This is a genomic window from Haloarcula sp. 1CSR25-25, assembly GCF_032027985.1.
Classification (GTDB): domain Archaea; phylum Halobacteriota; class Halobacteria; order Halobacteriales; family Haloarculaceae; genus Haloarcula.
This window is the reverse complement of sequence record NZ_JAHYBW010000008.1, coordinates 139,142-163,601: the sequence shown is the minus strand read 5'-3', so window position 1 is coordinate 163,601 and position 24,460 is coordinate 139,142. Positions and strand designations below refer to the sequence as shown.

The following is a 24,460-nucleotide window of genomic DNA, read 5'->3' as shown; positions in this document are numbered from 1 at the left end:
TCTTTCCGTCGCCGTCATTTAAACGCGTCGTTCGCAGTCGGCGGGCGTGAACGGTTCACTCGCCCGTGAGGCAGCGATGATACCGCTCCCGTCGAACACCGGTGGGTCACTCCGCGGGCGATGCGGCCCGGTCGACGCTGAGCGCGGCGGCGACGCCGCCGCCGATAATCGTCGGCAACAGGTAGCTCCCGACGCGGTGGATCAACACCGCGGAGGTGGCGAGGGCAGCTGAAACCGGCGCCGTCGAGACCAGCAGGGTCACGAGAACCGTCTCGATAGCACCGGACCCGCCGGGGAGCGGCACGACGCTGGCGATGCTCGCGACGGGAACGACGAGCAAGACGACCTCGGCCGACACCGGCGTCCCAACGGCGTACAGCGACATCCACAGAGACGCCGACAGACAGGCCCAGCCGAACGCCGAGAGGCCGAAGGTCTGGAGGACCGTCCGCCGGTCGGTCGCGATGCGTTCGATGGCCGAGAAGAACCCCTCGATTCGCGCCTCGATGTTGGCCGCGGACGGCGGCGACCACCGGGGGACGACTCTCGAGAGGGCGGCGAGAGCGGGTGCGACGCCGCGAATAATCGCCGCCTCGACCCGGTACCGGTGTCGCCAGCCCAGGACGGCGACGACGGGGATGCCGACCGCGAGCACCGCGACGGCACCGGCGGCAAACGCCAGATTCCGGGTCAGCCGGACCGCGCCGGCGGCGACGAAGGTGAAGCCGACGACGGCGTACCCGACCGACGGCAGGAAGTGGACCGTATCGACGGTGGCGATAGCCGCCAGCCCGGTCTCGTACTCGGTGTCGGCGGCCGTCGAAATCAACAGCGCGCTCAGTGGCTCCCCGCCGGCCTGGCCAAAGGGCGTGACGTTGTTCGAGAACACGGCGGCGACGAACACGAGAACGGCAGTGTGTGGGGCCACCGGCGCGCCGAGCGCTTGCAGGACCGTCCACAGCGCCAGTCCCCACGAGAGGAGCCACAGCATGGCGATGCCCGCGACGGCGAGAAGCGCCCCCGGGTCTGCCGTCGTGAGCGCGTCCAGCGTCTCGCCGATGCCGACGAGCCACACCAGCCCCGCGAGGACGGCGAGCGCCGCCGCGAACCCGACGACCGTCGCCAGCCGGTTCCCATCCATGTGGATGGGATTGTCAGTCTCCGGTTTCAACCCACCGACCCTGACCCGCCGGCCGATACCACCGGGGGTTTTGCCGTGGGGCACCGACGACCGGGTATGGACGAGCGGGCTGCACTCGCCGACCTCGCCGACCGACTTCCCGATGCAGGCGACGACTGCGCCGTCGTGGACGGGCAGGTCATCACGACCGACATGCTCCACGAGCGGACGGACTTCCCGGCCGGGACGACCCGCTACACGGCCGGCTGGCGGGCCGTCGGGGCCTCGCTGTCGGACGTGGCCGCGATGGGAGCCGACGCGACCGCCGCGGTGGCCGCCTACGGCGCACCGTCGTTCGAGGCGGACGAGCTCGCGGCGTTCCTCGACGGCGCCCAGGACGTGTGTCACGCGGTCGACGCGGAGTACGTCGGCGGCGACCTGGACAGCCACGACGAGTTCACCGTGGCGACGACGGCCATCGGGGCGGCCGCGGACCCGGTCCGTCGGTCGGGTGCGACACCCGGTGACGCGGTCTGTGTCACCGGGACACTCGGTCGGTCAGCCGCCGCCCTCGAACTGTTCGACCGGGGTGAGACGGCCCGGGCGAACGAGCTGTTCCAGTTCGAACCACGCGTGCGTGCGGGCATCTCGCTCCGACCGCACGCGACGGCGATGATGGATTCGAGCGACGGCCTGGCCCGCTCGCTCCACCAGCTGGCCGAGGCCAGCGGCTGTGGCTTCGCTGTCGAGGAACCGCTCCCGATAGACCCGCAGGTCGACGAGCTCACGGACACGCCACAGGAGCGCCGGGAGCTCGGCGTGTTCTTCGGCGAGGACTTCGAGCTTGTCAGTACGGTACCCGAATCCGACGTTCAGGAGGCCAGACAGGCAGTACCGTGCCAGCTCCACCGGATCGGAACGGTCACCGACGGCGGCGTGACCCTCGACGGCGAGGCGCTTCCCGACCGGGGGTACTCACACTGAGAACGGCCCGGTCGGACGCGACCAGTCATATCGCACTGATCTCGAACGGAACCGGCGTGAAACAGGCCAGCCCCAGCAGGAACGTGACCAGGCCAAGCAGCGTCCGCCGTCGGTCAAGCGCCGCGTCCACGGTCGGACGGGCCGGACCGGCGTAGGCGAGCCCGGTGGCGAACAGGCCCCAGAACACCCACAGCCCCCAGACGCCGAAGCCGACCGGCGGCGGGTCGCGGGTGAAATACAGGTAGCCGGCGAGTGCAAACAGCGCGCCGGGAACGGCGGCGGCGACGGTCTCCTGGCGCTGTCCGACGATGGACCGCACGATGTGGCCGCCGTCGAGTTGCCCCACCGGGAGCAGGTTCAGGAAGGTAAAGAACATCCCGGCCCAGCCGGCGAACACGATCGGGTGGACCGACTCGCCGGGGCCGATGTCGCTCCCGAGCCCCAGCGCGTTCACCATGGCTTCAAGCGCCTGGAACAGGAGCGGATAGTTGAACCTGATGATGACGCCGGTGTCGCTGTTTGCCACGCGCTCCGGGACCGTAATCGGGTCTATCGAGAGGCCGATGACGGTGACGATTGTCGTCGCGACGAGCCCGGCCAGCGGGCCGGCCACCCCGATGTCGAACAGCGCCGTCCGGTCCGGGATGCGCCCGCGGATGTTGATGACCGCGCCCATCGTTCCGAGAAACGAGGGGAACGGGATGAAATACGGGAGCGTCACGTCGACGCCGTGATAGCGGGCCGCGGCGTAGTGGCCCAGTTCGTGGATGCCGAGCACGCCCAGCATCGCCACGACGAACGGCCAGGCCTCGAAAACGCGAACCGGGTCCTCGGCGACCGGGATGTAGTACCAGGCGCTCGCCCCGACGTACAGCGTCGACGCGATGGTCGCGAGCAGGAGCCCGATGTTGAGCCAGGGGACGCCGCCGGAGTCCGCCTCGACCGGCTCGGCCACCAGCGCGTACTGGTTCGAGCCCGCGTTCGACGCGCCACCGGGGGCTGCAATCGGGTCATCGACGCCCGGACCGCCGACAACAGTAGTGCCGCCGTTGCTCGCGGGGCCGAGTTCTTCGAGCCGAACGTCGTAGCCCCGCTGTCGGAACACCGGCCCGAGTTGCTCGACGACGACGTCTGGTGGCACCAGCGGGTCACCGATGTACTGGACAGTTCCACCCGTCCGCCGCACTGACGAGACGGAGAACGCGCCGGCCAGTCGGTCGGGCGACGGCGGGTCGACGGCGGGGCCACTCATCGGCTACTCGTAACTGGTGCGGGCACAAATACTCAGCGAACGATCATACAGCTGGCAAGTGAGACAGTCCGAGAACTGTACGCGGGGACCAGTCGCCTACGCCGGCTCGATGCGCCAGGTGGTCGCACTCGTGTACGACCACTTCTCGACGTTGATCTCGGACGCGCTGTCCTTGAGCTTGACCATCAGGGCACCGATCTCTTTGGGGGAGAGACCGACTTCGTCAGCAATGAACTTGCTCTTGAAATACATCTCGCCGTCACTTGCCTTGTCTGCGAGGAACGACTTCAGTCGCTCTTCTTTGGAGGGCTCTTCCTCGCCGGAGGGCGTTGCGGTAGCGCTCATCTTTGTCACCTCGTTCCTCAGTAACCCCGCCGGGAGTATATAAAGAAAGGAACCTTCAGGCCACTTCGGTCACTTTCAGTACAAATCGGGATAAAACGCATTTTTTACAACGCTTTCAGAATTCTTTAGACGTTTTACAACGCTTTCTCAGCCTATAGATTCCCGTTGTATCTGGCGCGTTTTGAACAGTCTGTAAAAGAGGAATATCACCTTCTGGGACGCCAGTAAACGGCATATTTCGCCGGTAGAGTGACGGAACCGTCAGACGCACGTCAGGCGCGTCACACGGACGCTCGCTCCGATACCCGGCCGACCGAAGACACACCCGACCGCACGACTGTAATGGGGTCTGTGTGTGCAACGTCCAGTTGCGACTATAGAGGCGGCGACCAGTGGCCTTGACAACCCTTAAGAGTGCATCGCGGTTACGGCGGGCTAATGAAAGTGGTCGTCTCCATCGGCGGAAGCGTACTGGCCCCGGACCTCGACGCGGAGCGGGTCGCCGACTACGCCGACGCCATCCAGTCGCTCGATGCACAGGGACACACGCTCGGTACCGTCGTCGGCGGCGGCCCGACCGCACGCGACTACATCGGCACTGCCCGGGACCTCGGCGCGAACGAGATCGAGCTCGACCAGCTCGGTATCGCCGTCACGCGGCTGAACGGCCGGCTGCTCATCGCCGCCTTGGACGACCGCGCGGCACCGACGCCCGCCGAGAGCTACGACGAGGGTCGGGAGGCCATCCGTCGCGGGGACATCCCCGTCCTCGGCGGCATCGTCGCCGCACAGACCACCGACGCCGTGGCGGCCGCCTTCGCGGAGTACGTCGGCGCCGACCTGCTCGTGTACGCCACGTCGGTCCCGGGCGTCTACGACGCGGACCCGAACGAGGACGACGACGCGACGCGGTTCGACGAACTCGGCGCGAGCGAACTCGTCGACGTGATCGCCGACATCGAGATGGACGCCGGCAGCAGCGCCCCCGTCGACCTGCTGGCCGCGAAGATCATCCAGCGGTCCGGCATCCGCACGCTGGTGCTTGACGGCACCGACCCCGAGCGCGTCGTGCGCGCGGTCGAGGACGGCGAGTTCGACGGGTCCGAAATCCTCCCGGAGGCATAGATGGCGGAAGACCCCTACGAGGTCGGCCGCGGCAGTAGCCGGGCCTTCTGGGCCGACTCCGTCGCCGACGCTATCGAAGCGCGTGCCCCCGACGACCCGATAGTCATCAAGGGCGGCGTCTCGCCCTCCGGCGTCCCCCACATCGGCCACTTCAACGAGATAATGCGGGGCTACTACGTCGCCGAGGCCCTGCGGGACCGCGGCCACGAGGTCCGACAGGTGTTCACCGCCGACGACAAGGACCGCCTGCGGGCGGTCCCACGCCAGCTCGCCGACCTCGACTGGAACGTCGTCGGCCTCGGCGAGGTCGACGCCGGTGCGCTCGGGCGGAACCTCGGGAAGCCGTACACCGACATCCCGGACCCCTTTGGCTGCTGTGACTCCTACGGCGCGCACTTCACGACGCTCCTGCGGAAAAGCGCCGAACTGGTCGGCGTCGACGTGGAGTTCGTCTCGAACACCGAGCTGTACGCCGACGGCGAGTTCGAACCCGTGACCCGCCGCGTGCTCGAACGCGCCGACCGGGCCCGCGACGTGCTCGCCGAGTACCAGAACAAGGTCGACGACGACTACGTCCCGTTCCTGCCCCAGTGTGCCGAGTGCGGGAAGCTGACGGAGGGTGTCACGGCGGTCGACCTCGACGCCGGCGAAGTCGACTACGTCTGTGAAGACGTCGAGGCCGGCGACCAGACCATCGAGGGCTGTGGCCACGCGGGGACGGCGACGCTCCGGGACGGGAAGCTCCCGTGGCGCTTCGAATGGCCCGCCCAGTGGGAGATCCTGGGCGTCGACTTCGAACCGTTCGGCAAGGACCACGCCGAAGGGTCCTGGCCCTCCGGCGAGGACATCGCCGAGAACGTGCTTGACATCCAGCCGCCGGTCCCGATGGTGTACGAGTGGTTCACGCTCGACGGCGAACCGCTCTCTTCCTCCTCGGGCAACGTCATCACCGTCGACGAGGTGCTTGACATCCTCGAACCGGAGGTGTTCAGGTACTTCTTCGTGAAGGACCCGCGGAAACAGCGGGACTTCTCCGTTGCGAACGTCGACCAGCTCGTCGACGAGTTCGACCGGTTCGAGCGGCGCTACTTCGGGGAAATCGAGGCCAGCGAGGACGACGCCGAGCTCGCCGAACGAGCCTACCCGATGGTCGTGGACGAACCGCGCGAACAGCGCGTTCGGATTCCCTACACGTTCGCAGCCGTGCTCGGGATGACCGACGACCCGGCGCTTCGGGAACAGATCGCCCGGAAGGAGGGCCACATCCCCGACGACGCCCCGGAGTGGGCCGTCGAGGGGGCGCTCGCCCGCGTCGAGCGCGCCCAGGAGTGGGCCAGCCTCACCGACAACGAGTTCAACTACGAGCTCAAGCGAACCGAAATCCCCGACGTGTCCTTCGACGAGGAGACGGCGGCCGCGCTGGACGAACTGGCCGCGTTCATCGCCGAGGGCCACGACGGCGACGCGATTCAGGCCGAGATCTACGAGACGGCAAAGCGAAACGACATCGACATCGGAGAGTTCTTCTCGGCCGGCTACCGGCTCCTGTTCGACGACACCGAAGGCCCCCAGCTCGGGACGTTTATCGCCAAGTTGGACCGGGAGTTCGTCGTGGAGCGGTTCCGTCGTAACCGGTAGCGTTCGGGGTAAGGAAGCCTTACTCACCTGTGAAACGGACTCCAGAGGAACCGCTCAGGGCGACTGTTCTTTCGTGTCGACCCGCTCGAACATCGGTCCGAGGCGCTCCTCGTAGCAGTCCTGACAGACGTACGCGTCGAGTACACCGGCCTCGCTGTGGGTGTGAATCACTGTATGGACTGTCGCGTCAAACGGGACCGTCTCGCCACAGATACCACAGGTTTCTGGCATTGCCTGACACCTGCTTGCGATACGTTCCCACGATACATAGAACGGTAGGTTCGTACACAGGTTCAGGCCGACCGGGTACACAGGTTCAGGCCGACCGGGGCGTCACCAGCACGGGAACCGCAACGGTTCGGATGAGCTGGGACGTGACACTGCCGAGCAACTGGCGTTTCAGGTTCGAGCGGCCGTGTGAGCCCATCACGACGAGGTCGATGTCGTGGTCGGAGATGTACTCACGGATGCCGGGGGCGACGCCCCCAAACGAGTCCGTTCGTTCCACCGCGGTCTCAACCGACACGGCGGGGGCCGCGTTCTCGAGTTCGTCCGCGGTCGCCGCGACAGCATCACGTCCGTTCTCCTCCAGTCGCTCGATGAACGTCTCGTCCAGGCCACCGGCGTTGAACGCCCCACCAGCGGCCTGGATATCGACGACGTTGAGGACGTGGACCGTCGCGTCGTACCGGTCCGCTACCGCCGCACCGTGTCGCGTCGCCGTTTCGGCGTTCGCGCTGCCGTCAGTCGGGACGAGTATCCGCGAGTAGTCGAATCCGTCGGGTCGCGTCTGCTCAACATCCGAAACGACGAGTACAGGCACCGAAGTTCGGTGCAGGACCTGCTCGGTGACGCCGCCGAGAAGCCGTTTTCCGAGGCCCGTCATTCCCTGTCGACCGAGGACGATGAGCGCAGCGCCGGTTTCGCGCGCGTACTCGTCTATCTGCACGCTCGGTTTTCCCTCCAGTAGTTCTGTCGTGACGGGGTGGCCGATATCGGCGGCGAGAGACTCGATTTCAGCGAGGACTGACTCGCCGTGGTCCCGGAGCTGGGCGCTCTCACGGTCCGTTCGCGTGAGCCTGCGTGCTCGCTGCTCGACGACGTAGACTGCCTCGGCAGTCGCGTCAAAGTCCCTGGCCAGTGCAAGGCCACGCCGTGTGGCTGCCGTGGCCTCGTCGCTCCCGTCGACGGCAAAGAGGATGTGGTCGTACACTGTGTGGTCGTTTGCGACGCTATCACTTCACCGTTGGCCGCTCCGGGGCGGCGGTGTTCCCCAAACCAAACCCTCTTGCTTGGCTAAACCTAGTTTCGGGTAAATGGTGAGCACGCTGACGTGGGTCCTCGCGGGCCTTGTCGCTTACACCCTCCTCGCGATGGCACTGCGGACCCGCGGCGTTGTACCCGAGTATATCCGTTTTAGCGGCCCGATTACGACGATTCACACGCAGAAAGGCAAGGCCGTGCTCGACTGGCTCGCGCGGCCAAAGCGGTTCTGGCGGGCCTGGGGGAACCTCGGCGTCGGGTTCGGGCTCGTGGTGATGGTCGGCTCCTTCCTCCTCGTTGCGCTCGGTGCCTACCAGGCGCTCGTCAATCCCCAGCCCTCCGCACTGAACGAACCGCGGAACGCGCTGGCGATTCCCGGCGTCAACGACTTCCTCCCGCTGTCGGTTGCGCCCGAAATCGTGCTCGGACTGTTGCTCGGGCTCGTCGTCCACGAGGGCGGTCACGGGCTCTTCTGTCGCGTCGAGGACATCGGCATCGAGTCGATGGGCCTCGCCCTGCTCGCGATCATTCCGGTCGGCGCGTTCGTCGAACCCGACGAAGACGAACTCCTCCGGTCCGACCGCGGCGCGCAGGCCCGGATGTACACGGCCGGCGTGACCAACAACTTCGCGCTCGCCATCATCACGCTCCTGTTGCTGTTCGGACCGGTCGCCGGCGCTATCGCCGTCGTCGACGGCGTGCCGGTCGGGAGCCCGATCAGCGGGACCCCCGCCGCCGATGCGGGAATCGAGTCGGGCGACGTCATCACGGCAGTCGACGGCCAGTCGGTCGCGAACCAGCAGGAGCTCGAAGCGGTGCTGGCCGAAAGCGACGCCCAGACCGTCGAAGTGGCCCGTAAGGACGGCGAACCCGTCTCGGTCGAGCGGTCCGTGGTCGTCTCGGCGGCCCTCCAGAGCGCACCGCTCGGGACCGGTGAGACGATTGTCTCTGTCAACGGGACTGCCGTGGCCACAAGCAGCGAGTTCGAACGAACGGCCCGAAACCATCCCGTTGCGACGGTCGAAACTGCGTCCGGGGAGACAGTCACGACCCCGCTGGGCGCGTACGTACTGGTCGCTTCGGACGGCCCGCTCGCCGGGGAAGGGGCGCCGAGCGGCGAGGGCATGATAATCACCGCGGTCAACGGGGAGCGGACACACAGCGGGACGGCGCTACGGCAGGCCCTCGAAGGCGGCGAACCCGGTGACCGGGTGTCGATCACCGGCTACGTCGACGGCTCGCGCAGGACCTACGAGGTGACGATGGCCGAGAGCGAGCAGGTCGACAACGGAATCATCGGCGTCAGCATCCAGCAGGGTATCAGCGGCATCCAGGTCAGCGACTTCGGTATCGACGCCTACCCCGCGGCCGCATTCCTCGAATTCCTCGGCGGGTCGCCTGACGTGCCCACCTCAGTCTCCGAATTCTCGTTCGCCCAGCGGGTGTTCAGCACGCTCTTGCTCCCCTTCATTGGCGTCGCCGGTGGCTTCGGCTACAACTTCGCCGGCTTCACCGGAATCGCGACGAACTTCTACACCGTCCAGGGCCCGCTGGGCGCGCTCGGGGCGACGCCGGTGTTCCTGCTCGCGAACGCCCTGTTCTGGACCGGGTGGATCAACCTCGTCATCGGCCAGTTCAACCTCATCCCGACGTTCCCGCTCGACGGCGGCCACATCCTCCGGGCCGCGACCGAGTCGTTCGTCTCGCGGCTCCCCGTCTCTGACGGGCGACGGCTGACGACCGCCGTCTCCATCGCCATCACGGTGTCGATGATTAGCGGCCTCCTGTTGATGGTGTTCGGGCCGCGGCTGCTGACCTGATGCGGGCTGCTGTGCCTGTTTCCCGCGACGGTCGCATGGGTCCAGGCGGTCGATGCGACTGTGTTCTACAGCAGCCCGTATGACACGGTCGGGGTTTCGTTACCCATTTACTCCCCGCCGCGAAAGCCCGGCGTATGTTCCTGCAGCTCCGTGCGGAGGTCGAGGACGCCCTCGCCGACGCACTCACAGCCCTCGACCTGCCGGCCGAGGACCTCGGTATCGAGGAACCCCCGGAGGACGTCGACGCCGTGTTAGCATCGAGCGTCGCCTTCCGGTTGGCCGGCGAGGTCGGTACTGCGCCGCCGAACGTCGCCGTCGACATCGCCGACGCGATCGACCCCGACGACCTCACCTACGTCAGTGACGTGACGACACAGGGACCGTACGTCAATTTCCTCCCGAGCGAGGCGTACTTCGCCGAGACCCTGCAGTCGGTCACAGAGCCTGAGTTCGGTCGGCTCCCCGACCGCGACACCAGCGTCGTCGTCGAGCACACCTCCGCGAACCCGACCGGGCCGGTCCACGTCGGGCGGGCGCGCAACCCGATCATCGGCGACGCCGTGGCCCGCGTGCTCGATTACGCCGGCTACGACATCGACCGCCACTACTACGTAAACGACGCCGGCCGACAGATCGCGGTGTTCACCTGGGCCTACGAGACCTTCGACGAGGGCGACCTGCCCGAACCCGAGCGCGAATCCCCGGAGTACGAGATGGTCCGGTACTACCGCAAGGGCAACACCGTCCTCGAAGAGGGCGACCCCGAGGAAGTCGAGGCGGCTGAGGCCGAGATCCAGTCGATTCTGCAGGGCCTCGAAGACGGCGACGAGGCGACATACGAGCGCGTCGCCGAGGTAGTCGACACTGTCCTTGGCGGGATGCGGACCACGCTCGGCCGGCTTCCCGCCGAGTTCGACGAGTTCGTCAAGGAGACGCGGTTCATGCGCAACGGGGACACGGACGACCTGGTCGACCGGCTGAAGGACCTCGACTGCGCCGTCTACGAGGAGGACGCCTGGCAGCTGGACCTGCCCGACTTCGAGAAAAACCTCGTGTTCCTCCGCTCGGACGGCACGTCGCTTTACACCACCCGGGACCTGGCCCACCACGAGTGGAAGTTCGACACCTACGACCGCGCCGTCACGGTGCTTGGCGAGGACCACAAGCTCCAGGCCGACCAGCTCTCGGCGGCCCTGGAGCTGCTCGACAACGACACCGACCAGCTCCGGCAGGTGTTTTACTCCTGGGTGAACCTTCCGGAAGGCGGGATGAGCACGCGCGAGGGGACCGGCATCGACCTCGACGACCTGCTCGACGAGGCCATCGACCGCGCACGCGCAGAGGTCGAGTCCCGGCTGGACGACCGGACCCGCGGCGACCTCGACGAGGACGACGTCGACCGCATCGCCCGCCAGGTCGGTATCGGCGCGGTGCGCTACGACATCGTCTCGAAACAGCCGACGAAGGGCATCACCTTCGAGTGGGACCGCGCGCTGGACTTCGAGGCCCAGTCCGCCCCCTACGTCCAGTACGTCCACGCGCGCTGCTGTGGCATCCTGGGCGACGTGGAGGCCGATATCCCGGCCGAACCCGACCTCGACCCGCTGTCGGAACCGGAAGAGCGCGCGCTGCTCCGCGAACTGGCCCGGTTCCCGGCCGTCATCGAGGCGGCCGCGGACGACCTGACGCCCCACACGGTCGCGACCTACACCCGCGACCTCGCCGAGACGTTCAACGCCTTCTACCGGGAGTGTCCCGTTCTCGACGCCGACCCCGAGACCCGCGCCGCGCGGCTGGCGCTCGTCGACGGGACCCGGACGACAGTCGCGAACGCGCTGGACGCCCTGGGCGTCGAAGCGCCGACCTCGATGTAGGAACGGTCCGCTTCGGGTATCCGCTGTGGTGCGCTGAGCGAAGAACCGGTCCGCTCTCGGAGTGAGCGAGAGCGGGCGGGCCAGGAGTGAAACGACAGGAGAGGCCGAACCGGTACAGAATTTATATTATACCGGCCTTGTTGAAACCCCCGCGCGTTGATAGGTTTCAGTGGCCGTGCTGAATACAGTGTGCATAGTCAGCAGTCCTGGTGGCTACTAGACAGAAGAGATAGTGGTTGATACGGGCGGTGTACCAACTGGCTGGCTGAAGACAAGCATCCCCGAAGAATAGGAGTGTCGAGCCAATAGCACTGAGCAAAACGTTCTCTGTTAAGTGTCAAAAATATACGATTTGAGAGGAGTATTTATTTTGTTTGGTCTCTTGAGAGAATGTACTACGATGGAAACGCAGTTCGCGTCTGGTATCGCTGATGGGGCGACCGGGGATGGATATGAGGTCGGCGTGGAAGCCGGACGTGAAGCAACTTCGGATTTGAATGGAGCCACTGCAGATTTCTGTCAGGTGTTCTGTACTGTAGATTTCGATTACAGCGACGTACTGGCTGGTATTCGATCGGTTATTGGGGGTGAACCAGCGTTGATTGGTTGTGCTGGAACCGGCCCGTTTACCGATGTACGTAGTGTTGAGTCGGGAGTCGCTCTCGCAGTGGTGAGTAGCGAAGCAATGACGTTTCAGACTGGTATCGGGACAGGACTCAGTGAGGGGATGCATCGGGCGTTACGCGACGCCCGAAAGGACCTCTCAGATACTGATGACACCTACCCGTACCGTTCCGCACTCGTCCTATATGACAGTCTCAACAGCGATGGCGAAGAGCTCGCCCATCGTGTCCGTCGGAAGCTCGGAGCTCGGGTCCCGTTTGCGGGCGGAGCCGCCTCTGATACCTACCGGCTCGAATCAACGCCCGTCTTCTGTGGTGATAGGGTTGAGAACAACGCCGTCGTCGTTGCGACTATCGATTCCGAACATCAATCGTTTGTCTTTGGCAACCATGGCCACGAAGCGATTTCCGAACCGCTCGAAGTAACGGAAGCTAACGGTCGCCAACTGGTCGAACTTGATGGGCGACCAGCGCTTAAAGTGTGGCGAGAGGCTGTCCAGCCGTATGCTCGCGAGATGTTCGATATCGAACTTGATGCAGTGACCGATGACCATCAGACGATGCTTCGGATGATGGGCGTCTTCGAGTTCGGTATCGACCAAGGTGAATCGTACAAAATGCGGGCGTGTATCGAGTCCAATCCCGACGCGGGCACAATGTCGTCGCTCGTCAATATCCCTGAAGGAACACACGTACAGGTAATGCGCGGCACCGTCGACTCACAGATCGATTCGGCACGCACGGCAGCACAAACCGCCAACGAGATTTCCGACGGTCAGTATTCCGGCGCGTTCATCTACGATTGTGCGTGTCGGCACGTGATTCTGGATGATGAATTCGATACGGCTGTCGATGCGATGCGAAGTGAACTTACGAAGCCGTTCGTCGGGTTCGAAACCTACGGGGAGATGAATATGAACTTCGGACAGACAAGCGGGTTCCACAACAGCACGACGGTCATCAATCTCTTCCCGAAATGAAACGGGATGAGTTGATATCGAGGTTCAGCCAAGTTGTCGGGATGTCGAAAGCCGAGAGCATTGTAACCGAAGCGGAAGCAGCACTCGGATTTGAACGCCAGAAGACATACTCCGGGTTCGATGTCAGAGATTTATGCGAAGAGGTCGCGGCTGAATACGATGGATATCTAGCCGAGATCGCCACGGAACTGCGGATTCAGACACAGGCACAACAACGGTTCGATACGCTGCTTGAGAACGTGCCAGACCCGGCCGTCGTTGTGCTGTTTGATGAATCCGCACCAGTTGTGAAAACTGTCAATAGAGAGTTCGAGGCGGTCTTCGGTTACGAGAAGGCAGCGATCCGTGGGAAGCCACTTTCCGAATTGATTGTCCCACCGGGAATAGAGTACGGGATGGATGTGTGGGCAAAGACCAACGATGAGACTGATCAGGAAGTGACCCGGATCACGGCGAGCGGTGAGGAGCGGACATTTCTACAGCGGACAGCCATGGAGACCACAATAGGTGGGACTGTTGAGGGATACGGGATTTACACGGACATCACCGAACGGATCGAGCGCGAGCGGGATTTGGATATGCTAAAGCAACTCTTCTCTCGGGTGTTCCGTCATAATATCCGTAACGAGTTGACCGTGGTCACGGGCCGACTGTCCCATATTGCGGACCAGATCACAGACGACTCTCTCGCACAGAGTGCACGGACTGCATTGAACGCAGCCAACCGCTTGCTGTCGCATACGGAAAAGACGAGAGACATAGAGAAACTGATCGATACTGCCCCTGAGCGGACCGAAATAGCAGTTAAGCAACTCGTCGATAGCGCTGTCGATGAACAGTCAGAGCTACCACCCGACGTGTCGGTTCAGATAGCCCTGCCCGACGAGACAGTACACGTCGTCGATGGGTTCGTCAGCGCAGTCAGTAATGCAATCGAGAACGCGATTACCCACAACTCCGCCCCGCTAACGATCAATATCACCGCCCATTCCGACGATGAGACAGTCTCGCTGGTCATTGCAGATACCGGTAAAGGAGTCGCAGCCAATGAAACAGAAATGTTGAACAGCGGTACGGAAACGCCGCTTGCTCACGGATCCGGTGTCGGATTGTGGGTGATGAACTGGTACGTTATGAAATCTGGTGGGGAGTTGGAAATCACTGGTAGCGACAGCGGCACGACGGTCACAATGCAGCTCAAACGACCCCGCCCGGTCTGAACACACGAACGTGACGCAGGGTCGGGAAAACGATACTAGTCCGTTTTGACACCCGTGATTTCAAACCGAGCACCGCCAGTCTCGCTGTCAGTCGCAGTGAGTTGCCAGCCATGCGTTCTGTAACTTCGTTTGCGATTGACAGCCCGAACCCGGTGCCCGTGTCGGCTTGTTGTTCGAATCTTCCTGTGGCATCTGTCTCACAGAACCCATACGAGAATACGTGTGTAGTGTGTGGCATTTCACAGCGTTAGTTTGCGATAGAGTTCAGCTGGTGCGAAGCGACTACACGTCGACGTAGTCGTCCAGTTCTCCTTTCGACGAAACACAGATGCGATACAAAAAGCGGACTGTCGGAGTCGACCGCAACCCGTTTCGTCACTCGACAGCGACGACAGTCACCGGAACCGTTCCGTCAAGTATCACGGACTGTGTCACGCTCCCAAACATGGCCTTACCGGCCGGGCTACGTTTCCGTCCGCTCATCACAATAGCATCCGCTTCGATATCGGTTGCCAGTTCGAGTATCCCTTCGGCGACCGGGAAGTACAGTTCCCGTTGCTCTACAGCCAGACCCGCATCTCGTAGGTACTCAACCGCCTTGATGACTGCTGGACTCTCCTCGTCAGGGTTCTCGTCCGTCCGGTTCGTGTCACGATACGCGTGTGCGACAGTCACGCTGACCTCGGTCGGTTCGCCCGGTAGCTCGGTCACATGTCGTGCCTGTGCAGCTGCGCGGTTGACATCGTCGTCGACTGGCACCACTATCTGGTACATACAGCAGTATACGAGGGGAGACTATATTAGCAGCAGTCATTTCGCTTCTGCACTCGTTGGTTGCCAAATCGGTAACGGTGGCGAAATATGCGGAGCACGGAGCCTTTCGTCTCTGCCAGGTCACGCTGAATCGGGCAGTATTGACATTCAGGGCATGATATTGCAGCACCACCGGAGCGAGACACCCCTCAGTTAAACAGGCCGAACACACCGCCGGAGTCCTCGTCGCCGTCGGAGTCGTCCTCGGTGTCTTCGAGGAACCACTCGTCGTCCAGTATCGTCTCGACGTCCGCGTCGGGGCGTTCGCCGCTGAAGAACACCCCCTCCAGCGCCTCGGCCAGTCGCTGGTAGGCGTCGGCAGTCGCGCTCTGGGGGGCGTTGAGCACGAGCGGCTCTTCGGTCGTCGCCTGCGGGTCGTCCGGGATGACCGCGAGCAGCGGGAACTCCATCTGCTCGGCGATGGACGCGACGTCCGTGTGGCGGGTCGCACGGTTGATGATCGCGCCGAGGACGGTCCCGTCGATGCGGTTCGCGAGTTCTGCTGTTTTGACCGTATCGCCCACCGCAACGTCGTCTGGCGTCGTGACGAGGACGATCCCGTCGGCCAGTCCCAGCGGCACGGCGACTTCGTGGCTCAGTCCGGCCCCGGTGTCTATCAGCACCACGTCGTAGGCGTTCCGGAGCGTCTTGATGACTGTCCTGAGTTTGGCGGGGTCAGCGTCAGCGAACGCCTCCAGTGACTGTTCCCCCGGAATCACCGTGAGACCACCCGGCGCGTCAGTCAGGGCCGCACTCACGGCGGCCTCGCCGGCCAGAATCTCGTGGAGGCTCTTCTCGGGCGCCAGAGAGAGCATCGGGCCGAGGTTCGCCATGCCCAGATCCGCGTCGACGACGGCGACGTCGTAGTCCATCTCCTGGAGGGCGGCCCCGAGGTTTACCGCGGTCGTCGTCTTGCCGACGCCGCCTTTGCCGCCCGCAATCGTACACACATACCCCGCCATAGTCTGATTGCTTTGGTACAATGCAGGCAGTCATATAAATGCGACTGTCAATTGCCGGACCGCTAAGGGACGGGTGACGCCCTGAATAGCCGTTTCGACGACCGGTCCAGTCAGACGCGTGTCACGCCGGTCGACCGATTCCACGGACTCGGAATTCCAGTCCGAGACCCCCCGCTTCGCTCGGACTCGCGCTGCTCACGGCTCCTGTCGTCGCCGTTCCGGTTCGAGGACTCACTCCGTTCGCGCCCCTCGGTGCTCGCGGGTCGTATCCCCGCTCGCCCATCCTGCGATTCTCGCTTCGCTCGAATCGCACAACCTCCACGGCTCCTGCCGGTCGCCGGTCCGGTTCGAGACCCCTCGCTTCGCTCGGGCTCTCGCTACTCGCGGGTCGTACCTCCCCGCTCGCTCACCCGAAGGCCGCGCTTCGCGCGCCCTTCGCTCCCTGTCAACAGGTTCTTACGCCACCTCGGCCAACACAGAGTAATGAGCGAGCAGCAGGAACAGGAGCAATCTGACAAGCAGAAATACGAGTTCCGGAAGGTCATAGAGGAACTCAAGGGGTACCAGGGCTCGGGAACCCAACTCGTCTCTATCTACGTGCCCGAGGACAAGCAGATCAGCGACGTCGTCGCCCACGTCACCCAGGAGCACTCCGAGGCCGCCAACATCAAATCGAAAGACACCCGCACGGCGGTCCAGGACGCGCTCACCTCTATCAAGGACCGGCTCCGATACTACGACAACACGCCGCCGGAGAACGGCCTGGTGCTGTTCTCGGGGGCGTTCGACACCGGCGGCGGCCGGACCGACATGGTGACGAAGGCGCTCGAGTCGCCGCCGGACCCAATCGAATCGTTCCGCTACCACTGTGATTCGGAGTTCCTCACCGAGCCACTGGAGCACATGCTGGCCGACAAAGGGCTGTTCGGCCTCATCGTGCTCGACCGGCGCGAGGCCAACGTCGGCTGGCTGAAGGGCAAACGGGTCGAGCCTGTCAAGTCCGCCTCCTCGCTGGTGCCGGGCAAACAGCGGAAAGGTGGCCAGTCCGCCCAGCGGTTCGCTCGCCTTCGGCTGGAAGCCATCGACAACTTCTACCAGGAGGTCGCCGGCATGGCCAACGACCTGTTCGTCGCCGACCGCCACGACCTGGACGGCATCCTCGTCGGCGGACCCTCGCCGACCAAAGACGAGTTCCTCGACGGCGACTACCTCCACCACGAGCTCCAGGACATGGTGCTCGGGAAGTTCGACGTGGCCTACACCGACGAGTCAGGGCTGTACGACCTCGTCGACGCGGCCGACGAGGTGCTGGCCGAACACGAGATGCTCCGGGACAAGGAGCTCATGGAGGACTTCTTCAAACAGCTCCACAACGGGGACAAGGCCACCTACGGCTTCGACCAGACTCGGCAGAACCTCAACATGGGAGCCGTCGAGCAGCTGCTCATCTCCGAGGACCTCCGGAAGGACGTCGTCGCCTACACCTGCGAGAACGGCCACGACGAGTACGACCTCATCAACAGCAACGCCGGAACCGAGGACCACGAGTGCTCGCGCTGTGGCGCGACCGTCGACGCCAAGGACGGCGAGCGCGATGACGCTATCGACCACCTGATGGAACTGGCCGACCAGCGCGGCACCGAGACGGTGTTCATCTCGACGGACTTCGAGAAGGGCGAACAGCTGCTGACCGCCTTCGGCGGCGTCGCGGGCCTGCTGCGCTACTCGACGGGCGTGTGAGCCGTCTGATTTTCAAGAAAGCTGGTAAGTTGTAATTATACAGCGGTAAGGCGTTCTACCTGGAAATTATCTACGCGATTATAAATGTCGGGCCTCGTCCAGATGAGGTGGCATGAAAGACAATGCAGTGATGAACACCAGACGCACGTTCTTGCGGTCGGTAGCTACAGGGTGTGTCGGCACGGTGGTTCTGAGTACGACAGCACAGGCCGAAAAACCGGAAGAGAAGCAAGGACCCAGCGGTCCTGCAACGTCGCAGTTCGGTCTCGATTCGGGGTTTGCCGACCCTGCGCCGTGGCTCGACGACGATGTCTCGGTCAGGACAGTCACAGAACCGACACGCGATGCTGTCGAGGCGGCCATCAGTGGGAGCGGGGCACGCGTCGTCGTGTTCGAAACCAGCGGCACGATCGACCTGAACGGGTCGCCGCTGAAGATACAGGCAGACAACTGCTGGGTTGCCGGCCAGACCGCCCCCTCGCCCGGGATTACGTTCGTCGACGGCCGCCTCCAGATAAGCGGTGACAACTGTATTATCCAACACGTCCGGTCCCGCATCGGGTCGGGCTCGGACAACACCATCCAGGGCAAGGATTCGGTCAACACGGCCTTCGCGACCCAGAACAACGTCATCGACCACGTCACCGCCGCGTGGGGGACCGACGAGTGCATGTCCGTCGGCTACCGGACCAGCGACACGACGTTCACGAACAACCTCATCTACGAGGGGCTGTACAGTCCGCACGGGAACCGGTCGGAACACCACTACGGGACTCTCGTCGGCGACGACGCCGACGACGTGACCCTCGCCGGCAACGTCTGGGCGAAGATTCAGCGCCGGACGCCACGACTGAAAGACGGGACGCGCTCTGCCGTCGTCAACAACCTCGCCTACTTCTTCGACGGCGGGAGCAACATGGACGGCGACACGAGGGCGAGTTTCGTCGGCAACGCGTATCTCGGCCAGATCGACACGAGCGACAGGGTATTCGAGGGCGGCAACGCATATTTCGAGGACAACACTGTCGCGGAGCCAGCCCTCGACCCCGGTACACCGAAGTACGACGGCAACAACGAACTTGACTCGCGGCCGGTCTGGCCCGACGGACTCGACGCGATGCCGTCCGACGACGTCGAGGCCCACAACCTCGCCAACGCAGGCGCACGACCCGCCGACCGGACGGCCCACGACGAGCGTATCGTCGAGGAAATCCGCAATCGGGCCGGCACCGACGAGTTGGACTCGCCGTACGACTACTGGGTCGCCGACGAGGACGACGCCGGTGGCTTCCCAAGCCTGCCCGAGAACACCCACTCGCTCAACGTCCCCAACAGCGACCTCCGCGAGTGGCTGGAGGACTGGGCCACCGCGGTCGAAGACCCGAACGCCAGCCCGCCGTAAGACCGGCTTGCGAGCGAGGAGGCTACAGCAACTGTTCGAGTTGCCGACGACGGCGGCCGAGGTCGACGTGGGCCGCCTCGCCGAAACTGGCGTCGAGACGGTCAAGCACCAGCAGCGGGTCGACGCCCTCGCGCTCGACTCGCTCCAGCAGCGCGGTGATCTCTTCGCGGTGCATCGCGAGCGAATCGAGCAGCCCGACGAGCAACACCAGCGGGACCGCTGCACAGTCGTCGTCGGGAATCGCACCGGCGAGACTCGTGAAATCCGGAGCAGCGGCGGGCGGCTCCGTCTCCGGTTGGAGGGCTAAACAGGACCGGCAGACGCTGGCCCCCGGTGCGTTTCCGGGGAGCAACTGCTGGAGGTCGGCCGGGACCGGGAACGAGACGAGGTCGCCACCGCAGTCGGGACAGGACATACTCAAGGACAACGGGAAAGCGCAAAAACGATACCGGTCGGGACGTACACCCCGCTCAGTCGTCAGCAGTGACCGGCTCTGGCTCTTCTTCGGCTTCCTCTGCGGCCGCAAGCGCGTCTTCTTCTTCTTCCTTCTTGGCTTTGATCTTCTTCATGCGGAAGATCTCCTCGCGCTCTTGCTCTTCGAGTTTCTGCTCGATGTACTCCTCGTTGTCGTAGAGGTCGGGCAGGAGTTTGAACTCGAGGGCGTTGACGCGGCGCTTGGTCGTCTCGATCTCTTCGAGCATCTTCTTCATCGCCGTCTCGACCTCGGCGGCGAGGATGATGTTCTCGAGCAGTTCCTCGTAGGCCTCGGCGGCCTCGTCGATTCGGGCCGAGGTCCCCATGACGCCGTACCCGCGTTCGTCCAGGGACTTCCGGACCTTGCTTGACTCGATCTGCGGGACGACGACGCCCATGATGTTCTTGGACTGGGTCGTCAGTTCGGGGTGTTCTTTCAGTGCTGCGGCGGCCCCGCGGACGGCCACGTCGCCCTCCATCGCCCGGGCCATGTTAATCGCGCGCTGGGCCCGCTCGTAGGAACCGTCGAGGTCGTCACGGACGTCCTGAGCCTGGTCCAGGATGTCCATGAACTCCATGATGAGGCCGTCACGCTTCTTCTCCAGCGTGTCGTGCCCACGCTCGGACAGCTCGATGCGGTCCTCGATCTGCATCAGATTCTTGCGCGTGGGTTTGACGTCCTTAGCCATTACGGCCCTTTTTTCGGCGTAGGCAGTTAACGGTTTCCAGTTATTTCGGCGCGAGCACCGCGGCTATCGGGCTGGCGTCAAAAAAACGGGGTCGTCGAACGGCAGTGGTTTGTTAGTCGGCCGTGGCCGTCGCGCCGGTACTGGTCGTCTCCGCAGCGCCGTCGAGCACGCTGTGGCTCCGGAGCAGGATGATACCGAACCCGACCTTCGCGACCAGGTCGATGACCATGAAGCCGGCCGTCTCGATGCCGATACCGACGAGGCCGATTCCCTCGGTACCGACGAGCCACCAGACCGGGTAGACGAGCCACACGACGGTCACGAGATTGCGTAACGTCTTGAAGGTGCTACGCGTGTCACTGGGCAGGTCTGCGACCCGGCCGGACAGCGAGCTGAACAGGAAGTACAGCAGGACCAGCAGGAAGGCGGTACTGATACCCCACCAGACCAGCCGTTCCGCGCCGGCCGACAGCACGCCACTTCCTGCGCTCAGCGTCGCGACCAGACCGGTACCGATCATCAGCACGTCGAGGCTGACGAGCGAGCTAATGGTGTTACGGTCTGCCCCGGCAAGCAGCCCGAGGTCGTACAGCAGCAACGGCGTCGTGAACAACCAGTCACTGTATCGCGCCCAGTAGATGGGGCGTTCTTCCCCGGCGATCTCGACGATTGTCAACCCGAAGCCAAGCGCCATCGCGAGGTAATTCACGAACGCGATTGCCGTGATAAGTATTGTCGCGATGTAGAACTTCTGGCGCCTGTCACTGGTTTCGCCCCAACCGCGCGCGATGAAGTATAGCATGCCGAGGAACATGCCCGCTGTACCTAACCACAACCATATTCCTTCGCTCCCTGGTGCTGGCATAGTGCATGCTAGTGTAGGCGGTCAACCGTAAACAGTCGCATACCCAAAATATATGGTATCGAACGCGGGCTGCCGGAGAAAGCAAGCCGTGCCGTCAGGCCTCGACGGCTTCGGCGGTCTCGTCCTCGCGGTAGTGCTCCTCGATGAGGTCCTCGTCGATGCGGTTCAGCGCATCCTTCGGGAGCATCGAGAGCAGGTCCCAGCCGAGTTCGAGCGTCTCGTCGATACTGCGGGCCGTGTCGGTCCCCTGGTCGACGAACTCCTCCTCGAAGCGGTCGGCGAAGTCCAGATACTTGTTGTCCAGTTCCGACAGTGCCTCGCGACCGACGATGTTCACGAGGTCGCGCAGGTCCTCACCTTCCGCGTAGGCGGCGAAGATCTGGTCTTTCACGTCGGCGTGGTCGGCGCGGGTCAGTCCCTCACCGATACCGTCGTCCATCAGCCGCGACAGCGACGGCAGGACGTTGATCGGCGGCGTGATGCCCTGGCTGTTGAGGTCGCGGTCGATGTAGATCTGGCCTTCGGTAATGTAGCCGGTCAGGTCCGGAATCGGATGCGTGTCGTCGTCGCCCGGCATCGTCAGGATCGGGATCTGGGTTACGGAACCGTCGCGGCCCTGAATTCGACCGGCACGCTCGTAGAGCTGTGCCAGGTCGGTGTACATGTATCCGGGGTAGCCACGCCGGCCCGGGACCTCCTCACGCGCGGCACCGATCTCGCGCAGCGCCTCGCAGTAGTTGGTCATGTCCGTCAGGATGACCAGGACGTGGTAGTCCTTCTCGAAGGCGAGGTACTCGGCGGTGGTCAGCGCCAGCCGCGGCGTGATCGTCCGCTCGACGGCCGGGTCGTCCGCGAGGTTCATGAAGACGACCGAGCGTTCCAGCGCGCCGGTGCGCTCGAAGTCGTCCATGAACTCGTTTGCCTCTTCGGCCGTGATACCCATCGCGCCGAAGATGACTGCGAACTCCGACCCCTCGTCGTCCTCGCCCTCCTCCTCTTCCGGCACGGACGCCTGTCGCGCGATCTGTAGCGCCAGGTCGTTGTGTGGCAGGCCGGAGGCGGAGAAGATCGGTAGCTTCTGACCGCGGACGAGCGTGTTCATGCCGTCGATGGCCGAGACGCCCGTCTGGATGAACTCCTCGGGGTACTCCCGGGAGTAGGGGTTGATCGCCTCGCCGACGATGTCGCGGCGCTCGTCGGGGACGATTTCCGGGCCGCCGTCGATAGGCTGGCCGGTCCCGTCCATCACCCGTCCGAGGAGGTCCTCGGTGACAGGCATCTTCATCGTCTCGCCGAGGAAGCGAACCGAGGCGTTGCGGTCGATACCTTCGGTTCCCTCGAACACCTGGATGGCGACGTAGTCGCTCGCGGATTCGAGCACCTGGCCACGGCGGATCTCGCCGTCGCTGAGCTCGATTTCGACGATGTCGTCGTAGCCGACCGGTTCGTCGGTCTCGACGAACACCAGCGGTCCGCTGATCTCCGTGATTGTCTGATACTCTTTCATTGTTAGTACAGCTCCCTGAGCTGTGACTCGATTTCGTCTTCGAGGTCGTCGATGTACTCGTTGTAGTCTTCCTGCACGCCGATACGGTTGAGCCGCGGTGCGGCGTCGATGTCGGTGATCTCCTCGACGGGGACACCAGCGTCGAGCGCCTCGAAGGCCGCATCGTTGTACGTCTTGGCGGCGTCCATGATGCGGTAGGTCTTCTCGGGCTCACAGAAGGTGTCGACGTCGTGGAAGGCGTTCTGCTGGAGCCACGCCTCGCGAAGGTAGCGGGCAATCTCGAGCGTCAGCTGCTGGTCCTCCGGCAGCGCGTCCTTGCCGACGAGCTGGACGATCTCCTGTAGTTCCGCCTCCTCGTCCAGCGTGTCGATGGCCCACTGGCGCGTCTCCGGCCAGTCGTCCCGGACGTTCTCGACGAACCACGGGTCGAGCTGGTCGCGATACAGCGAGTACGACTCGTTCCAGTTGATAGAGGGGAAGTGCCGGCGTTCGGCCAGGTCCGCGTCGAGCGCCCAGAACGTCTTGACGATACGCAGCGTGTTCTGGGTGACCGGCTCCGAGAAGTCCCCGCCCGGCGGCGAGACGGCCCCGATGACCGACACGGAGCCCTCGGTGCCGTTGATGTTCTCGAAGAAGCCGGCGCGCTCGTAGAACTCGCTCAGGCGAGCGGAGAGGTACGCGGGGTACCCCTCCTCGCCGGGCATCTCTTCGAGACGCGAGGAGATTTCACGCATAGCCTCGGCCCACCGGGAGGTGGAGTCGGCCATCAGCGCCACGTCGTACCCCATGTCGCGGAAGTACTCCGCAATGGTGATTCCCGTGTACACGCAGGATTCGCGTGCCGCGACGGGCATGTTCGACGTGTTTGCGATGAGGCAGGTCCGGTCCATCAGCGCGTTGCCGGTGGTCGGGTCCTCCAGTTCCGGGAAGTCCTCGATGACCTCGGTCATCTCGTTGCCACGTTCGCCACAGCCGACGTAGACGACGATGTCCGCGTCGGCCCACTTGGCGAGCTGGTGCTGGGTGACCGTCTTCCCGGAGCCGAAGGGTCCGGGAATGGCGGCCGTCCCGCCCTTCGCAATCGGGAACAGGCCGTCGAGTACGCGCTGGCCGGAGATGAGCGGTTCCGTCGGCGTCTCCTTGTCGACGGTCGGGCGCTGCTGGCGCACCGGCCACTCCTGGTGCATCTGAATCTCCTCACCGCTGTCCAGTTCGACGACGGTCTCTTCGACCGTGAAGTTGCCTGACTCGATGGCGACGACCTCGCCGCCGTCGGAGTCGGGCGGGACCATCACCTTGTGGTCGATGCTCGGCGTCTCGGGGACGGTGCCGATGATGTCGCCGGCCTCGACCTCGTCGCCTTCCTCGACTTCAGGGGTGAACGACCAGGTCTTCTCCAGGTCGATGCCCGGTGCGTCGACACCGCGGTCGAGGAACGCCGACCCCATCTTCTCTTCGAGCACGTCGAGCGGGCGCTGGACACCGTCGTAGATGGCGTCGAGCATGCCCGGCCCGAGGTCCACGGAGAGGGGCGAACCCGTCCCTTCGACGGGTTCGCCGGGGGAGACGCCGGAGGTCTCCTCGTACACCTGAATCGTGGTGATGTTTCCTTCGATCTCGATGACCTCGCCCATCAGCCCTTCCGAACCGACGTAGACGACGTCGTTCATCCGGGCGTCGAGGTCTCGAGCCGTTACGACCGGTCCCGAGACGCTTTCGATAATGCCGTCCTCGCGGACGTCTGTGTCTGTTGCTTGACTCATG

At 64.0% G+C, this 24,460-nt stretch carries 21 protein-coding genes and 1 pseudogene; 9 read left to right on the top strand and 13 right to left on the bottom strand.

Annotation, left to right across the window (positions count from 1 at the left end; all coding sequences use genetic code 11):
• Window positions 1-106: 106 nt before the first annotated feature.
• Window positions 107-1,141: a lysylphosphatidylglycerol synthase transmembrane domain-containing protein gene (locus KZ498_RS19855; RefSeq protein ID WP_312621045.1), complete on the bottom strand. Its 1,035-nt coding sequence runs from the start codon at window positions 1,139-1,141 to the stop codon at window positions 107-109.
• Between the two features lie 96 nt (window positions 1,142-1,237).
• Here KZ498_RS19855 and thiL point away from each other — a divergent pair, with 96 nt between their 5' ends.
• Window positions 1,238-2,104, top strand: coding sequence for a thiamine-phosphate kinase (thiL, locus tag KZ498_RS19850; protein WP_312621044.1), 867 nt, complete (start codon window positions 1,238-1,240; stop codon window positions 2,102-2,104).
• Window positions 2,105-2,129: 25 nt separating this feature from the next.
• Here the strand turns inward: thiL and KZ498_RS19845 are convergent, their stop codons facing one another.
• Window positions 2,130-3,356, bottom strand: coding sequence for a site-2 protease family protein (locus KZ498_RS19845; protein ID WP_312621043.1), 1,227 nt, complete (start codon window positions 3,354-3,356; stop codon window positions 2,130-2,132).
• A 96-nt stretch (window positions 3,357-3,452) separates the two neighbouring features.
• A complete protein-coding gene (locus KZ498_RS19840) occupies window positions 3,453-3,701 on the bottom strand; it encodes a hypothetical protein (RefSeq protein ID WP_312621042.1) in 249 nt (82 codons plus the stop codon).
• A gap of 438 nt (window positions 3,702-4,139) precedes the next feature.
• Here KZ498_RS19840 and pyrH point away from each other — a divergent pair, with 438 nt between their 5' ends.
• Window positions 4,140-4,826 (top strand): UMP kinase, encoded by a 687-nt coding sequence (gene pyrH / locus KZ498_RS19835; RefSeq protein ID WP_312621041.1) that lies wholly within the window; start codon window positions 4,140-4,142, stop codon window positions 4,824-4,826.
• Window positions 4,827-6,464 carry a lysine--tRNA ligase gene (gene lysS, locus KZ498_RS19830; RefSeq protein ID WP_312621040.1) on the top strand — a complete coding sequence of 546 codons (1,638 nt, stop codon included), beginning with the start codon at window positions 4,827-4,829 and terminating at the stop codon, window positions 6,462-6,464.
• 54 nt (window positions 6,465-6,518) lie between these two features.
• Here lysS and KZ498_RS19825 read toward each other — a convergent pair whose 3' ends face one another.
• The gene (locus KZ498_RS19825) at window positions 6,519-6,695 is read right to left on the bottom strand and encodes a hypothetical protein (protein ID WP_312621039.1); all 177 of its coding nucleotides are present in this window, start codon (window positions 6,693-6,695) and stop codon (window positions 6,519-6,521) included.
• A gap of 85 nt (window positions 6,696-6,780) precedes the next feature.
• Window positions 6,781-7,677 (bottom strand): universal stress protein, encoded by an 897-nt coding sequence (locus KZ498_RS19820; protein ID WP_312621038.1) that lies wholly within the window; start codon window positions 7,675-7,677, stop codon window positions 6,781-6,783.
• Between the two features lie 103 nt (window positions 7,678-7,780).
• On the opposite strand from KZ498_RS19820, the gene KZ498_RS19815 reads away from it, so the two are divergent.
• The 4 genes from KZ498_RS19815 to KZ498_RS19800 all read left to right on the top strand — a co-directional run bounded on the left by KZ498_RS19815 (window position 7,781) and on the right by KZ498_RS19800 (window position 14,244).
• Window positions 7,781-9,547, top strand: a complete 1,767-nt coding sequence (locus tag KZ498_RS19815) for a site-2 protease family protein (protein WP_312621037.1) — start codon at window positions 7,781-7,783, stop codon at window positions 9,545-9,547.
• A 134-nt stretch (window positions 9,548-9,681) separates the two neighbouring features.
• Window positions 9,682-11,421, top strand: coding sequence for an arginine--tRNA ligase (argS, locus tag KZ498_RS19810; RefSeq protein WP_312621036.1), 1,740 nt, complete (start codon window positions 9,682-9,684; stop codon window positions 11,419-11,421).
• Between the two features lie 400 nt (window positions 11,422-11,821).
• Window positions 11,822-13,024 (top strand): FIST N-terminal domain-containing protein, encoded by a 1,203-nt coding sequence (locus KZ498_RS19805; protein WP_312621034.1) that lies wholly within the window; start codon window positions 11,822-11,824, stop codon window positions 13,022-13,024.
• Between the two features lie 41 nt (window positions 13,025-13,065).
• Entirely contained in the window at window positions 13,066-14,244 is a 1,179-nt protein-coding gene (locus KZ498_RS19800; protein WP_312621032.1) for a PAS domain-containing sensor histidine kinase, read from the top strand.
• A gap of 35 nt (window positions 14,245-14,279) precedes the next feature.
• Here the strand turns inward: KZ498_RS19800 and KZ498_RS24745 are convergent.
• From KZ498_RS24745 to KZ498_RS19790, 3 genes and pseudogenes are all read right to left on the bottom strand, one after another.
• Window positions 14,280-14,407, bottom strand: a pseudogene (locus tag KZ498_RS24745) (ATP-binding protein); the annotation flags it as partial.
• Window positions 14,408-14,619: 212 nt separating this feature from the next.
• Complete coding sequence (locus tag KZ498_RS19795) at window positions 14,620-15,018, bottom strand: universal stress protein (protein WP_312621030.1); 399 nt, start codon at window positions 15,016-15,018, stop codon at window positions 14,620-14,622.
• 188 nt (window positions 15,019-15,206) lie between these two features.
• Window positions 15,207-16,019 (bottom strand): P-loop NTPase, encoded by an 813-nt coding sequence (locus tag KZ498_RS19790; RefSeq protein WP_312621029.1) that lies wholly within the window; start codon window positions 16,017-16,019, stop codon window positions 15,207-15,209.
• A 483-nt stretch (window positions 16,020-16,502) separates the two neighbouring features.
• Here KZ498_RS19790 and prf1 point away from each other — a divergent pair, with 483 nt between their 5' ends.
• Window positions 16,503-17,759, top strand: a complete 1,257-nt coding sequence (gene prf1, locus KZ498_RS19785; protein ID WP_312621027.1) for a peptide chain release factor aRF-1 — start codon at window positions 16,503-16,505, stop codon at window positions 17,757-17,759.
• 112 nt (window positions 17,760-17,871) lie between these two features.
• The gene (locus KZ498_RS19780) at window positions 17,872-19,161 is read left to right on the top strand and encodes a hypothetical protein (protein WP_312621025.1); all 1,290 of its coding nucleotides are present in this window, start codon (window positions 17,872-17,874) and stop codon (window positions 19,159-19,161) included.
• Window positions 19,162-19,183: 22 nt separating this feature from the next.
• Here KZ498_RS19780 and KZ498_RS19775 read toward each other — a convergent pair whose 3' ends face one another.
• The 5 genes from KZ498_RS19775 to KZ498_RS19755 form a co-directional block, all read right to left on the bottom strand.
• Window positions 19,184-19,576: a DUF6276 family protein gene (locus tag KZ498_RS19775; RefSeq protein WP_312621023.1), complete on the bottom strand. Its 393-nt coding sequence runs from the start codon at window positions 19,574-19,576 to the stop codon at window positions 19,184-19,186.
• A 55-nt stretch (window positions 19,577-19,631) separates the two neighbouring features.
• A complete protein-coding gene (locus KZ498_RS19770; RefSeq protein WP_312621021.1) occupies window positions 19,632-20,324 on the bottom strand; it encodes a V-type ATP synthase subunit D in 693 nt (230 codons plus the stop codon).
• A gap of 112 nt (window positions 20,325-20,436) precedes the next feature.
• Window positions 20,437-21,189 carry a cruxrhodopsin Cop3 gene (gene cop3 / locus KZ498_RS19765; RefSeq protein ID WP_312621019.1) on the bottom strand — a complete coding sequence of 251 codons (753 nt, stop codon included), beginning with the start codon at window positions 21,187-21,189 and terminating at the stop codon, window positions 20,437-20,439.
• 94 nt (window positions 21,190-21,283) lie between these two features.
• On the bottom strand, window positions 21,284-22,696 hold the full coding sequence (locus KZ498_RS19760; RefSeq protein WP_312621017.1) for an ATP synthase subunit B: 1,413 nt from the start codon (window positions 22,694-22,696) through the stop codon (window positions 21,284-21,286).
• A 2-nt stretch (window positions 22,697-22,698) separates the two neighbouring features.
• Entirely contained in the window at window positions 22,699-24,459 is a 1,761-nt protein-coding gene (locus tag KZ498_RS19755) for an ATP synthase subunit A (RefSeq protein ID WP_312621015.1), read from the bottom strand.
• Between the last annotated feature and the right edge of the window lies 1 nt (window position 24,460).

Coding starts and splice junctions, on each gene's coding strand:
- KZ498_RS19840 (WP_312621042.1), bottom strand. CDS start 3,701: ATGAGCGCTACCGCAACGCCCTCCGGCGAGGAAGAGCCCTCCAAAGAA.
- KZ498_RS19770 (WP_312621021.1), bottom strand. CDS start 20,324: ATGGCTAAGGACGTCAAACCCACGCGCAAGAATCTGATGCAGATCGAG.
- KZ498_RS19855 (WP_312621045.1), bottom strand. CDS start 1,141: ATGGATGGGAACCGGCTGGCGACGGTCGTCGGGTTCGCGGCGGCGCTC.
- prf1 (WP_312621027.1), top strand. CDS start 16,503: ATGAGCGAGCAGCAGGAACAGGAGCAATCTGACAAGCAGAAATACGAG.
- KZ498_RS19790 (WP_312621029.1), bottom strand. CDS start 16,019: ATGGCGGGGTATGTGTGTACGATTGCGGGCGGCAAAGGCGGCGTCGGC.
- KZ498_RS19800 (WP_312621032.1), top strand. CDS start 13,066: ATGTCGAAAGCCGAGAGCATTGTAACCGAAGCGGAAGCAGCACTCGGA.
- thiL (WP_312621044.1), top strand. CDS start 1,238: ATGGACGAGCGGGCTGCACTCGCCGACCTCGCCGACCGACTTCCCGAT.
- KZ498_RS19805 (WP_312621034.1), top strand. CDS start 11,822: ATGGAAACGCAGTTCGCGTCTGGTATCGCTGATGGGGCGACCGGGGAT.
- KZ498_RS19755 (WP_312621015.1), bottom strand. CDS start 24,459: ATGAGTCAAGCAACAGACACAGACGTCCGCGAGGACGGCATTATCGAA.
- KZ498_RS19815 (WP_312621037.1), top strand. CDS start 7,781: ATGGTGAGCACGCTGACGTGGGTCCTCGCGGGCCTTGTCGCTTACACC.
- KZ498_RS19760 (WP_312621017.1), bottom strand. CDS start 22,696: ATGAAAGAGTATCAGACAATCACGGAGATCAGCGGACCGCTGGTGTTC.
- KZ498_RS19795 (WP_312621030.1), bottom strand. CDS start 15,018: ATGTACCAGATAGTGGTGCCAGTCGACGACGATGTCAACCGCGCAGCT.
- KZ498_RS19825 (WP_312621039.1), bottom strand. CDS start 6,695: ATGCCAGAAACCTGTGGTATCTGTGGCGAGACGGTCCCGTTTGACGCG.
- lysS (WP_312621040.1), top strand. CDS start 4,827: ATGGCGGAAGACCCCTACGAGGTCGGCCGCGGCAGTAGCCGGGCCTTC.
- argS (WP_312621036.1), top strand. CDS start 9,682: ATGTTCCTGCAGCTCCGTGCGGAGGTCGAGGACGCCCTCGCCGACGCA.
- KZ498_RS19845 (WP_312621043.1), bottom strand. CDS start 3,356: ATGAGTGGCCCCGCCGTCGACCCGCCGTCGCCCGACCGACTGGCCGGC.
- pyrH (WP_312621041.1), top strand. CDS start 4,140: ATGAAAGTGGTCGTCTCCATCGGCGGAAGCGTACTGGCCCCGGACCTC.
- cop3 (WP_312621019.1), bottom strand. CDS start 21,189: ATGCCAGCACCAGGGAGCGAAGGAATATGGTTGTGGTTAGGTACAGCG.
- KZ498_RS19775 (WP_312621023.1), bottom strand. CDS start 19,576: ATGTCCTGTCCCGACTGCGGTGGCGACCTCGTCTCGTTCCCGGTCCCG.
- KZ498_RS19780 (WP_312621025.1), top strand. CDS start 17,872: ATGAAAGACAATGCAGTGATGAACACCAGACGCACGTTCTTGCGGTCG.